9 protein-coding genes are annotated in these 13862 nt (G+C 42.6%); 6 read left to right on the forward strand and 3 right to left on the reverse strand.

The features are described from left to right. The first annotated feature begins 19 nt into the window (after nucleotides 1-19). Genes H6570_21810 through H6570_21825 form a run of 4 tightly spaced genes read left to right on the forward strand, consistent with a single transcriptional unit; the run spans nucleotide 20 to nucleotide 7461 of the window. The gene (locus H6570_21810) at nucleotides 20-2425 is read left to right on the forward strand and encodes an N-6 DNA methylase (GenBank protein ID MCB9321932.1); all 2406 of its coding nucleotides are present in this window, start codon (nucleotides 20-22) and stop codon (nucleotides 2423-2425) included. After that, a complete protein-coding gene (locus H6570_21815) occupies nucleotides 2416-3702 on the forward strand; it encodes a restriction endonuclease subunit S (protein MCB9321933.1) in 1287 nt (428 codons plus the stop codon). Before H6570_21810 ends, H6570_21815 begins: the two co-directional genes overlap by 10 nt. Next, nucleotides 3699-6746: an HsdR family type I site-specific deoxyribonuclease gene (locus H6570_21820; GenBank protein MCB9321934.1), complete on the forward strand. Its 3048-nt coding sequence runs from the start codon at nucleotides 3699-3701 to the stop codon at nucleotides 6744-6746. Before H6570_21815 ends, H6570_21820 begins: the two co-directional genes overlap by 4 nt. Nucleotides 6747-6756: 10 nt before the next feature. Continuing rightward, entirely contained in the window at nucleotides 6757-7461 is a 705-nt protein-coding gene (locus H6570_21825; protein MCB9321935.1) for a M48 family metallopeptidase, read from the forward strand. Nucleotides 7462-7496: 35 nt separating this feature from the next. On the opposite strand, the gene H6570_21830 is transcribed toward H6570_21825, so the two are convergent. Next, nucleotides 7497-8477 carry an IS982 family transposase gene (locus H6570_21830; GenBank protein MCB9321936.1) on the reverse strand — a complete coding sequence of 327 codons (981 nt, stop codon included), beginning with the start codon at nucleotides 8475-8477 and terminating at the stop codon, nucleotides 7497-7499. Nucleotides 8478-8787: 310 nt separating this feature from the next. Here H6570_21830 and H6570_21835 point away from each other — a divergent pair, with 310 nt between their 5' ends. After that, entirely contained in the window at nucleotides 8788-10434 is a 1647-nt protein-coding gene (locus H6570_21835) for a hypothetical protein (GenBank protein ID MCB9321937.1), read from the forward strand. Beyond that, nucleotides 10434-11075, forward strand: coding sequence for a hypothetical protein (locus tag H6570_21840; protein ID MCB9321938.1), 642 nt, complete (start codon nucleotides 10434-10436; stop codon nucleotides 11073-11075). The genes H6570_21835 and H6570_21840 overlap by 1 nt, the downstream gene beginning before the upstream one ends. A 28-nt stretch (nucleotides 11076-11103) precedes the next feature. Here H6570_21840 and H6570_21845 read toward each other — a convergent pair whose 3' ends face one another. Beyond that, nucleotides 11104-11829: a serine/threonine-protein phosphatase gene (locus H6570_21845; protein ID MCB9321939.1), complete on the reverse strand. Its 726-nt coding sequence runs from the start codon at nucleotides 11827-11829 to the stop codon at nucleotides 11104-11106. Nucleotides 11830-11871: 42 nt separating this feature from the next. Continuing rightward, the gene (locus H6570_21850; protein MCB9321940.1) at nucleotides 11872-13818 is read right to left on the reverse strand and encodes a protein kinase; all 1947 of its coding nucleotides are present in this window, start codon (nucleotides 13816-13818) and stop codon (nucleotides 11872-11874) included. Nucleotides 13819-13862: the final 44 nt, after the last annotated feature.

Consider the following 13862-nt stretch of genomic DNA (forward strand, 5'->3'; position numbering starts at 1 on the left):
ACAATAGCACCAAACGACTATGGCCATAAAAAAATCCGAGCTTTACTCTTCCCTCTGGGCTTCCTGCGATGAACTACGTGGTGGTATGGATGCCTCCCAATACAAGGATTACGTACTGACAATGCTCTTCGTCAAATACGTCTCCGACAAATATGCTGGTAATCCCAACAGTCTGATAGAAGTACCAAAGGGAGCATCGTTCGAAGACATGATCGCACTGAAGGGGCAACCTGATATCGGTGATCGGATCAACAAGGAAATCCTCCGTCCACTCTTTGCTGCCAATGGTCTGGAAGGCTCGATGGAACTGGTGGATTTCAACGATGATGAGAAACTTGGAAGTGGCAAGGAAAAGGTAGACCGACTCTCCAATTTGGTTGCCATCTTTGAGAATCCGGCCCTGAACTTTAAGAATAACCGGGCAGAGGATGATGATATTCTGGGTGATGCGTACGAGTATTTGATGCGTCACTTTGCCACCGAATCCGGAAAGTCCAAAGGACAGTTCTACACGCCTGCTGAGGTCTCCAGGGTCATGGCAAAGATCATTGACGTCCACAAGTTGGATAAGCCTTCCTATACGGTTTATGACCCTACTTGTGGTAGTGGCTCGCTGTTATTAAAAGTTGCCGATGAGGCTCCCAATGGACTGACCATCTATGGCCAGGAAAAGGATATCGCTACTAAGGGGTTGGCGATCATGAATATGTGGCTTCACGGTTATCCGGAAGCAGCTATTGCAGGTAAGAATACACTGGCTGATCCTCAATTCAAAGAGCCAGATGGCACGCTGAAACGATTCGACCGCGCTTCTTGCAATCCTCCATTCTCTTTAAAAAACTGGAGTACCGGTATCGTTCCGATGGAAGACGAGTACAATCGTTTCATCGGATATGGAGAACCACCAGCTAAGAATGGCGACTATGCCTTCCTACTTCACATCATTGCATCACTAAAAAGCACTGGAAAAGCCGCTGTGATCCTTCCACATGGCGTATTATTTCGTGGTAATGCCGAAGCCACGATCCGTGAAAATATCCTCAGGAGGAAGTTGATCAAGGGTATTATTGGACTGCCAGCAAACTTGTTTTACGGCACAGGAATTCCTGCCTGCATCATCGTAATCGACAAGGAGGATGCAGAGCATCGAGAAGGTATCTTCATCATCGATGCAAGCAAGGGCTTTAAAAAGGATGGAGCTAAGAACCGTCTCCGTGAGCAGGATATCCATAAGATTGTGGATGTATTCAATAGCCAGTTGGAGATTGATAAGTATTCACGTTTTGTCCCGTTTTCGGAGATTGAGAAAAATGAGTACAACCTGAATATCCCTCGCTACATCGATACACAGGAGGAAGAAGACATCCAGGACTTGAATGCCCATCTGAATGGTGGCATTCCAGATCGTGATGTAGACTCGCTGAAGGAGTTTTGGAAGGTCTATCCAAATCTCCGATCAACGCTATTCTCCCAGCTTCGGCCTGGCTATCAAAAGTTGAATGTGCAGAAGTCTCAGATCAAGAATATGATCTTCGATCATCCAGAATTCAGCGCGTACAGTCAGGAGCTCAACCACATCTTCGAAGATTGGAAGTCGGATGTGTATGACACCCTCACTGGTGTTACGGTAGGCACCAGTCCTAAGGAAATGATCCATTCCATTTCCGAATTGATCCTGAAGCATTACAGTACCCGTCCCCTCATCATCCGCTACGACATCTTCCAGCACCTGTTGGATTACTGGAATGAAACTATGAAGGACGATGTCTACTTGATTATTGAAGATGGCTGGAAAGCCAAAGTGGATCGCATCATCGTGAAGGGCAAGGACAAGGGCTGGACATGTGAACTCATCCCGAAAGAACTGGTCATCAATCGTTATCTGTCTGATCAACAAACAGCTATGCAGGAGATGGAATCCGAACTGGAAAGTCTGCAAGCCAAGATCAGTGAATATGAAGAAGAAAATGGGGGTGATGAGGGTATACTCTCCGATGCCACCAATGACAAGGGCAAGTTCACCAAGTCCACAGTGACCCAATACATGCGGGAAATTAAGGGCGATCCGGAAGAACGGGAAGCTTATAAACTACTGCAGGAGATCAGGGAGTTATTCGACAAAGAGTCTGATTTGAAAAAGGAAATCAAGCAAGTTGATACCGATCTAGATGCTGCAACTCTGAAGCAGTATGGCAAACTCACAGAAGATGAAGTCCGATCACTGGTCATTGACGACAAATGGCTGGCATCAATCCAGGCGGATATCCAGTCTGAGATCGACAGCATTTCACAGCGCTTGACTAGCCGTATCAAGGAACTAGCTGAACGATATGAACATACACTGACCGAACTGGATCAGGAAGTATCCACGCTGGAAGACAAAGTTTCTGCTCACCTGAAAAAAATGGGGCTGGTATGGAATTAGTTGAAGCTGGATTTAAGATGACAGATGTGGGCGTGATTCCTGAAGATTGGGAGTTGATTCCCTTTGATACAATTTTTTCTTTTCATTCCACATCCAATTATTCAAAAGCAGAAATGTCAGACGAAGGAGATGTAGGATGTATTCACTATGGTCTAATTCATGCTATCCCTAATACTCAATACAACCTAAAAAATGGAATAAAATATTACGTCTCGACCGAGCAAGCTACGTATGAATTTGTTCGTAACGGAGATGTAATTATGGTAGATGCGTCTGAGGATTTAGAAGGGATCAATAAGTCGGTTGAAGTTAGTGGAATTGGAGATAAGAAATTTATTTCAGGATTACACACTTTCTTACTAAGAGATAAGAATAAGTCCCTTGCGGATAATTTCAGGGGAATTATTCTTAACTCTCAAATGGTAAAATACCAAATGCTTCAGCTTGCTGTCGGCATGAAAGTATTTGGTGTGTCTAAAACACAATTAATCAAGGTTAAACTCCCACTTCCCCCAACTCTCACCGAACAAAAAGCCATCGCCACCGCCCTCTCCGACGTAGATGCCCTCATCTCCAGCCTGGACAAGCTCATCGAAAAGAAAAAGAAGATCAAGCAGGGATCGATGCAGGAGTTGTTGACGGGGAAGACTCGACTAGCAAGATTTGACAATGGTGTTGGATATAAGATGACGGAGGTGGGGAGGATTCCGAGTGAATGGGAGGTGCTGAAACTAGACAAAATTGTAAAGTTTATCAATGGCATCGCTCATGAGAAATTAATATCAGACAGAGGCGATTACGTAGTTGTGAACTCTAAGTTCATCTCATCTGGAGGGGCAGTAATAAAAAATTGTGACGAATTACTTAACCCAGCATTTGAAGGTGACATACTTATGGTCATGAGTGATGTACCAAATGGACGGGCAATTGCGAAATGCTATTTTGTGGAAACGGATAATTTGTATTCCGTGAACCAACGAATATGTAGATTATCTGCTATATCATCTAATTCAAAGTTCTTATTTTATCAATTAGATAGGAATCCATTCTATATTCAATTTGACGACGGTGTAAAACAGACTAACCTAAGGAAAAGTGAAGTCTTATCTTGTCCAATCCCACTTCCCCCAACTCTCACCGAACAAAAAGCCATCGCCACCGCACTCAACGACATGGACTCAGAAATTAAAGAGTTTGAAACCAAACGAGACAAATACAAGCAGATCAAGCAAGGGATGATGCAAGAACTCCTTACTGGTAAAACCCGACTGGTGTGAGTACTCAAAGCATCGGCAAACTCGAACGTGCCACCCAGAATCGGGTATTAAAACTGTTCCAGCAAGAGTTGGGCTACGACTATCTGGGTGACTGGGTGGATGAAACTCGGACCATCCCCGTCGAGGAGGACCTGCTATACAATTACCTGGTCAATATCAAAGGGTACTCTGAAACCCTCGCCAACAAAGCAATCGAGAAGTTTGACCGAGCGGTCTCCACTATTGGTGTCGGTCTATATGAGGCCAACAAGGAGGTGTATAAACTACTTCGCTATGGTGTCAATGTCCGGGAAGAACTTGGAGAAGCCAAGGAAAATGTCTTCCTGATCGATTGGGAGAACCCGTTGAATAATGAATTCGGAGTAGCTGAAGAAGTCACTTTTCACGGCAAGCACAATAAGCGACCTGATGTCGTCATCTATGTCAATGGGATTGCCTTGGGAGTCCTTGAGTTGAAGCGATCAAAAGTATCGGTATCCGAGGGTATACGACAGAACCTGGACAACCAGAAGAAGGATTTCATCCCGAAATTCTTCACCACCATACAATTGGTCATGGCGGGCAGCGATGCACAAGGGTTACGCTATGGTACCATCGGAACCACCGAAAAGTACTACCTCAAGTGGAAAGAAGAGTCAGATCGTTCATACGATTATTCACTAGACAAACATCTTGCCCAAATTTGCCAAAAAGAGCGATTCTTAGAGCTGATCCATGATTTTGTGGTGTTCGACAAGGGCATCAAAAAAATCTGCCGTCCCAACCAATATTTTGGTATCAAAGCCGCTCAAGAGCGAGTCAGTCACCGAGAGGGAGGTATCCTTTGGCACACCCAAGGTTCTGGCAAGAGTCTGACCATGGTTTGGCTCACCAAATGGATACGTGAGCATGTCAAAGATAGCCGTGTACTGATCATCACCGATCGGGAGGAATTGGATGAACAAATCGAGAAGACGTTTCTAGGTGTTGATGAGCATATTTACCGTACCAAGAGTGGTAGAGACCTGCTCAATACGCTGAATGAAAAGAAACCGTGGCTGATCTGTAGTCTGGTCCACAAATTTGGGAGACGATCTGATGATTCGGACTATGAAAACTATGTTAAAGACATACGTTCCAGTTTACCTACTAACTTCCAAGCCAAAGGTGATATCTATGTCTTTGTAGATGAGTGTCACCGCACACAGTCTGGTATCCTGCATGATGCGATGAAAGAAATCTTACCAGATGCGTTGTTTATTGGGTTTACGGGGACACCGCTTCTAAAGAAAGACAAAGCCAAGTCAATCGAAATCTTCGGAAGCTACATTGGCAGGCCCTATAAATTTGACGAAGCAGTCGAAGATGGAGTAGTCCTGGACCTCCTTTACGAAGCACGTGATGTGGAACAGTTCGTGACCGATCAGCAAGGCATCGACGATTGGTTTGAAGCAGAGACTAAAGGACTGACCGATGTAGCAAAAGTAGAGCTCAAGAAGCGATGGGGCAAAATGCAGGAAGTACTTGGATCAAAAGCCCGATTGGAAAAAATCGTCTACGATATCATCCGGGATTTCAAGGTCAAACCCCGGTTGTCTACTGGTGAAGGTAATGCGATGCTGGTTTCCAGCAGTGTCTACCAGGCCTGCCGGTACTATGAATTATTCCAAAGTGTTGGATTTAAAGAATGTGCGATTATTACCTCCTACGAGCCACATCATGGTGACATTAAAGGGGAAGAGACTGGTGAAGGAAATCCTACAGAAGCGCTGAAAAAATACGAAGTCTACCAGCAAATGCTTGGCAATCGATCGGTGGAGGAATTTGAGAAAGAAGCCAAGTCGAAGTTCATCAATGAACCAGGCAAGATGAAGTTGCTGATCGTGGTAGACAAACTGCTCACGGGTTTTGATGCACCATCAGCCACCTACCTCTACATTGACAAGTCCATGCAAGATCATGGCTTATTCCAGGCTATCTGTCGGGTCAATCGGGTGGATACGGAGAGCAAGACCTATGGATATATCATTGACTATAAGGACTTGTTCATGAGCCTCGAACGGTCGATCAATGATTATACCTCAGCGGCGTTCGAACAATACGATGGAGAAGATATCAAAGGGCTGTTGGCAGATCGATATGAAGTATCTAGGAACAATCTGGAGAATGCCTTAGAAGCAGTAATTGCTATCTGTGAACCGGTCTATCCACCGAAAGAAGAACCACAGTTTATTGGATACTTCTGTGGCGATCCTGAGGATTCGGAAGCTATCATTGCAACAGAAGAAAGAAGGGTGGCTCTGTACAAAGCCGTGGTAAAGCTTATTCGAGCCTACACCGAGATTGCCAATGAAATGCACAAAGTTGGTTATTACCAGGAAGAAGCAGAGAAGATCAAACGGCAGGTAAAGTTTTACACAGACCTACGAGAAACCATCAAAAGAGCAAGTGGAGACTGGGTTGATCTGAAAGCATATGAGGGTGGTATGCGCCAGTTGATGGATATGTATCTCGATGCCAAATCCAGCCGGAAAATCTCCTACTTCGAAAATGATTCGCTGGTCGATCTCATCTCGAATGTATCAGAACCATTGGCAGAATATGGTAGTAAGAGTCCGAAAGAAGTAATAGCGGAGACCATTGAGAACAATGTCAGGAGGGTGATCATCGAAGAGCGACAGACCAATCCGAAGTACTTCGAGAGAATGTCGCAATTACTGAATGAGTTGATCCGTCAGCGCAAAGAAAAGGCGATTGCTTACGAAATGTATCTGGAAAAGATCAAGGAGCTGGCTGAGAAAATAAGTAAGCCCTCGGAAACCACTTCCTATCCACATACACTTAAGACCAATGCCACCAGAGCATTGTTTGACAATCTAGGTCAGAACGAAAGTATGGCTATTGGGGTGGATGCTGTCATCCAGGCGACAAAGCTCGATGGGTGGCGTGATGGAGGTATCAAAGAAAGGAAGCTCAAGCTAGCGGTACTTGCAGTGCTACCAGAAAAGGATAAACTACGGATCGACGAGATCATGGACATTATAAAAGCTCAGCGTGATTACTAGGGAGCAGATCATGATTGGCAATGTGGAGATTGATGTCGTGCGCAAGGACATCAAAAACATGCATTTGGCGGTATATCCACCAAATGGTCGCATTCGTCTTGCTGCTCCTATTAAGACCGATCATGAAGTCGTCCGGCTCTTCGCTATCTCCAAGCTGGGATGGATCAAGAAGCATGTCAAATCCTTCCAGGATCAACGACGGGAAACACCAAGAAGCTATGTTTCAGGAGAGAGCCATTATTATCAGGGCAAACGTTATTTGCTGGAGGTCATTGAGCGTAAGGGCATCAATAAGATAGAACTGAGCGGTAACAAGAAGATCAAGATGTATGTGCGTCCTGGGACAACAGAATCCATCCGTGCTCAAGTGATGAAAGAATGGTATCGCAAGCAGCTCAAGGCTCAGATTCCAGAACTGCTGGAGAAGTGGGAGAAGATCATCGGCGTCACATCCAATGACTGGGGAGTAAAGCAAATGCGCACAAAGTGGGGAGCCTGCAATTCCGATGTCAAGCGTATCTGGTTGAATCTGGAACTGGCCAAGAAACCACCAATCTGTCTGGAATACATCATCGTCCACGAGCTAGTGCACCTATTGGAACGTCATCATAACAACCGTTTCGGGGCGTATATGGACAAATTTATGCCCAAGTGGAGATTGTATCGGGACCAGCTCAACGAGTTGCCTGTAGCGCATGGGGATTGGGGATATTGATGAAAACTTTAAGTTATGAATAACGCGTTGAGTGGTTAAGCTGCCAAAGCATGTTTGGTTTGGTTTATAGGACGGTTGTTTAAATAATTCCAGTATTGCTTAAAAGTTTTGGCTGCAACTTTCGTAATAATCCTGATTTCAAAACCATCAAATCTTTTGGCATAATTCTGTCTGATGGCGTATTCATCACAGTATTGAGAAAAGACCACTTCTATTGTTTTACGCTTTAATTTAAGGATTGGATTGTAAGCTTGATAGTCCTTTTGATTTCTTCGATACGGCACATGAACTTTAAGTCCGGTCTCTTCGAATAATCGTAATTGTGTGGAGTGTCCAATATATGCTCGATCTCCCAATAATTCTCGTCGATAAAGATGCTCATCGTCCATGGATATCTCTTTTAAAAAAGCATTGTCGTGGACGTTTGCAGAGGTGACTAAAAGATCTCTATATACACCTGATTCTGTGGTAATTAAATGGATTTTATAGCCAATAAAGTAACCACCCATAATCGCGTTGTAACCCTTATTGGCCAGTACCTCGTCCATTTCCGGTCTCCGGCAAGCTTTAGAAAACTTCTCCCGTATAATCTTGCAGGTAGGAACTGGGATGGAGTCTATAATAAAGGAATCATTATCGTTAACTAATGGTAATGCAAGGCGCTCCGTACATACCAAAAAGATATATCGAAGGGCCTTCTTTCTGCGGTTATACGAGGTGCGATGTACAAGGTTTGGAAATAGGAAAGGGTAGTCTTTTTGGATCTTGGACCAGAGAAGATTTTCAGAGGTTATCTGCAAGCTCTCGGCGGCCAAAGTCAGGCTTATTATCTCCAGATCTGACATGGATGGGGCATTGGGATAGTATCGATGGTTGCCGTCAGAATCAAAACAATCTTTGGCTACTGTCTTTAGAGTCCTGCGGATTTTTGTGTAAATTGACTTGAGATCATGCATATCAGTAGTTTTAAGATTTGTCGTTATTTCTTTAAAATACTGATTTTCAAACAAATGCATGATCTTTTTTATTAATATTTCAACCACTCAACGCGTTATGAATAATGCCAAAGATCTTTTCATTTCAGAAAAAACGAAATATTGGTGCTGTACAAAAAAGTAGTTGAAGTGCAACAATCAGGGGATATAGTTTTTGTTGACAATATAATCTTTAGAGCTACAGGTTCGTCCAAAACATAAATACACCTCAGCGGAATAGTGTATTTAACTAAGATTTGTTCTTATTTCAACTTCGTTCATATCTTTAAGGGTAAGGTTGTAAATTAATATAATTGAATATTTATGATCTCTTTATTGTAATTAATACCTTATGGTAGACAACGATTTACAATTTGAAAAATGTTTTGCCCCCAAGGCAATGATGCTCTCTTGGGAAAGGGCTAACATAAGTATAGGCAGTGATGCAAAGGATTACTTTGGTATAAGTATTTATCAATCAAACATAAAGAAAAGGTTAGATCAATTGTCAGAGCGAATTTTGAATGGTAAGTATCAGCCACTTAGGCCATTCAAATACTTTGAACCTAAGAGTACCGGTACCCAGCGAACAAAGACAGTGTTGAATATCGAAGATGCCCTTGTTTATCAAGCGATAGGAAATCATATTGCTGAATTACTATATCAGGAATTAGAGGAAACTCGTCAATCCGTTTTCGGTAGTGTTTTAAATGCAAATGTAAAAAATGGGGTCAAATTACTAGATGAGGAAACCGAAGATTATTATTTTTTTGAATACTATGTTAATCTCTACAATAGGTTTATCGACAGTATTGAAGCAACAGTTAAGATCAAATCTATTACCCACATATTAGAAACAGACATTACAGGTTTTTTCGATGCAATTCCGCATTCAGTATTAATCCTTGAATTAAAAAAGCGAGGAGTGAGTAAACCAATATTGGATTTACTTGCAATATGTCTCAACGTGTGGTCTGGAACAAGAGATGAGATCACTCCTGGTGTAGGCATACCGCAAGGGCCAGCAGCATCATATCTATTTGCTAATATCCTTTTAGATAGACTGGATCGGTTTGTAATCAAAACCGGTGTTTATTATTACCGTTTCATGGACGATATTCGGATTTATGGCAAATCAAATAATGAACTCCTATCTATACTTGTAGGAGTTGACCGATGTCTAAAAGGAATGTCTCTAAGTCTAAATGCTCAAAAAACTTCAATAAAATCCATTGATGACCTTGACAAGGAAAAAGATCAAATATTGGACTCATCCACTTTTGAAATCGAACTTGATGCATTAGACTTTGATCCCGAAACTAAGGAGCAAATAAAATCCGATCCTATTGGTGGAGATTCCGAAATAAAAATCATCGATAACATTTATGCTACTAAGCTTTATCAATTGTTAATCGGTAAGGCTGAAAATAATATTGGCGATTTAGTTTATGGGGAGGATAATGATGACCTATTAAGACCTACAAAAGTTAGGGAATTTCTTACACTTGCTCATGATTGGCGAAAACTGGCGCGAGCATTATCTGGAAATAGCGATTGGAAACCAGATCATTCTTTCATTCCTGTTTGGCTTAATTCCATCCCCAAATTTTATTGGAAATCAAATCATATTGTATGGAATCTGAGGTATTATAGCCTTGATGGATACTATGAAAAAATCAATGAGCTAATAGATCACTTCAACGACTATGAGTGGATTCAATATCAATTACTTCAACTTATTGGAGAGTTAGTGCTTGATGACAAAGAAAAACAACTTGAATGTATTCGCAAAATAAATGTAACAAGCAGTCCGCTTGTTAGATTGGGCTACTATAAAGTTATGCTCCATACAATCAAGACTGATTCAAAGCTATTTGAAACATTAGCTATCAGCCTAAAAGCTGAAGAGAATGAATTCGTGAAAAATTCAGTAATGAATGCAATACATTTGAATTTTAGCAAAATCAGTCTTGATATACTTAATAATTGGTTCCGCTAATGAGCTATTTAGATACATTGGAAGAAATCAAAGGTATTGTCGAGAGGACGGAAGAGTTTAATTATGCTCAACGCATTCTCCTTTTGGATATACTGGGAGAAAAAATCCAAGTGGAAAATATGTCAGATGATAAATTTGTGGCCTACTATGAAGATGTTACAAAGTCTGAGCTAAACTTTAATTTTAAAGACACCTTAGGAGAAGCTCCCTATAATTCTGCATCTGCTGCTGCAGCAAATTGTTTTTCTGTTGTTGACAGGTTTGATAATCTAAGGTCAGATCATTCCTTATACCCATGGTTGACGAATGCTATTAAATTTACGGATGAGATAGTACTGCATTATATTCAAGAAGTTTGTGGAGAGGCGGTGACAAATCACCCTGATCATGGGATAGAAAGGTCGCGCTATATTCAAATCAATAGTAAGGTATATTCTGCACAAGTCGCTGGTAATAATATGAATATTTTGTTTGATGAGCGCAATAAACTTGAGCATAGGACTAAAAGAGATCAAGTAAGCGGAAGGCAAATTATAATCGTTCCAGACTATACGAAAACTAAAAAGAAAATAGAGAAGCTTTATCCCAAAGCACTTCTCTCATTTTTGAAAGCATATACAGAATTCTATGGTATAGCTTGATACACCGGAATTAACTGAGTTGTAGTATCTATGATATCCGGGCCACCACAGCCGTGTTATTATCGCTCGAATGTTCGGTACAATGTTTTTTAATCTCACAAATGATCTTCCAGGTATCCGCCATTCTGCTGACCAGGGTGGAAAGTCCCTCGTTCGTCCATGACTCCAATACACCATCGCTACATACCATAATAATGTCCCCATTATCAACTGACTTAAGTTGAGTAACGGATGCTTTCACCTGGTGATCTTTCTTCCCTTGCAAAATCCGGGTAATAACATTGCGTTTTGGGTGATCGGTAGCCTGCTCTGGTGTGATTATGCCAGCATCAATAAGTTCTTGAACAAAGGAGTGGTCTTTGCTCACCCATTTTATAGTCCCATCTGCTGCAAAATGATAAATCCGGCTGTCTCCAATATGTATGGCATAGATTTGATCTTCAACCTGGACTACCATGGCCAGGGTAGCTCCCAGCCCGTGGGACTCAGGATTTTCTCTGACCTGCTCCCATAAAGTCTGCAAGATAGCAGAAGTTAGGTTTTGAGCCCATGCCGGGATGTCATGCCCACCAGGAGGATTGTTTGTCAAGAAGGATTTTGTGACACTGCTTACGATTTCAGAAGCTTTATCCCCTTTAGCCAATCCACCGACACCGTCTGATACCAATAGATAATTTAAGCCACAGGACCAATGATCTTCCTGGAAGTCCCTTTTACCTTGATGGGTGTAGTAGGATATTGAGGTTAGTTGCATTATCTAAATATTTCTTCTGTAAAAGAATAAAAGCGCCATAGCTTAAGTCCTACACAAACGAAATCCAATATGGTCGCGGCGTAACAACCAGAAATCATCTCCGTAGTAGTTCCGATAGGCAACCTGGCAGAGCCTTGCATTATAGCGAAAGGCTCCGCCGCGGATCACCGGAGTGATAATGCCTGGGACATCATAGTGGTTGCTCGTATATTCCAATACATTGCCACTCATGTCGTGCAAGCCATAGCCGTTCGGAAGTTTTTGTCCTACCGGGTGCGTTTTTCCTCCACTGTTGTCCCTAAACCATCCCACATCATTAAGGTCGTTGCTACCGGCAAACTTAGTCCCGTCTGCTCCACCTGCCCTCGCAGCATATTCCCACTCTTCTTCCGTAGGTAACCTGTATTGCTCACCACTTAGTCGATTTAGCTTTTGAATAAATATAACTAAATATGATTGGCCTATTTGCTCTACCGGACACCGGGCACACCCTTTATTTCGACTTGGATTCTCTCCCATAATTGCTTCCCATTGCTCCTGCGTCACCTCATACTTACCCATGTAGAACATTCTGACACTTATCTGCCGGGCAGGCTTCATATCATCACAATTATCTCCCTGCTCAGATGTACAGCCGATCATACAACTGCCTCCCGGGATAGGTACCATTGAGGCTTTAATCTCTGCTGCGGCTTTTCCTGATGCAGTTAATACATTCTCTGGACAGCCATTGTTTTTAGCTACCCCGAATTCAGTTGGGCATATATCCTTTATGTCTGGTACATCATCGCCGTCACTATCATTCTCAAGCCTCTTAGGGTTTAGACTATTCATAATATCGATGCCAGTCAACTCCCATTCAACCCAAGTCCGACCATCCGAGTCCTTTGGCATTTCAGGTGCTTTCTTTGGAGAATTTTGAATAATTACATCTCTAGTTTTACTTCCGGACAAACCTTGCAATAAGAAATATCCTCCTACGCCAATCAGAAAGAACAAAGGCAACACCCACCAAAACTTATGGAGAGGACTAGGTGATGCGGTAGCAGGTTGAGGATCTGTCTTTTCTGCTACGATCGTCTCTTCATTGCTAAGTATTGGCGTTTCCCTAGCAGGTTTTTCTCCAGGGGACTTCCACGACCCTCCCGCGATAATTTCCTGCACATCTTTGACCGTTTTTACTCTCTGCATAGGATCCGCTATCAGACACGCATTGATTACCCGCTGCCAGGGTTGCGGTACGCTTTTGATCGCTTCCGGTATAGCTGCCCGGTTGATCTTTTTTACAATCTCAGCCTGGGCTGTCTCCGTACCGGTATCCGACTCAGGGGTAAAAGGTGTTCTCCCTACAAACAACTCATACAACACCACGCCCAAACTCCAAAGATCTACGTTCTTTCGTATTTCCTCGCCTGCCAGCTGCTCGGGGGCCACATACAGCAAACTACCTCCCGCAAAACTATTGCTGAAGTAACTCTTATCCGTATCGGCAAACTGCTTGCTCAATCCAAAATCGGCGATCTTGGGGACCAAATCACCCTTGTATCCCCGGGTCATCAGGATATTGCTGCTTTTAAGATCACGATGGACGATATGGTGCCTATGCAAGTGATCGATACCTTCGATAATTCCTTGGGCAATATTTTCCTTTTCTACCTCGGAAAGGATTTCTGACTGGATTAGTTGGGTGAGGTTGCCATCGGGATAATACTGCAGAATACCGTAATCAAAGATACCATTGGGCATCTTGAAGCGGTAACAAACCTCATAATGAGCGATGTTTTTATGTTCTGGAAGTTCGGTGGCGAGCTCTACTTCCTTAAGCAAACTAAGTGATTCCTGGCCCTTTTTGACTTGCGACACTTTAAGAGCCACATGTCTATTTCTGACTTCATCAAACGCTTTGTACACGGTGCCAAAGCCACCACCTCCTAATTCGTCTTTCTCGATGTCGTATTTGTACCGGGAGAAAAAAGCTTCTTGGTTCATCTTCTTGACTTATATTACATGTTGGTATTATATAACATTGGTAC

The organism is Lewinellaceae bacterium, from assembly GCA_020636135.1.
In the GTDB taxonomy this organism is placed as follows: Bacteria; Bacteroidota; Bacteroidia; order Chitinophagales; family Saprospiraceae; genus JAGQXC01.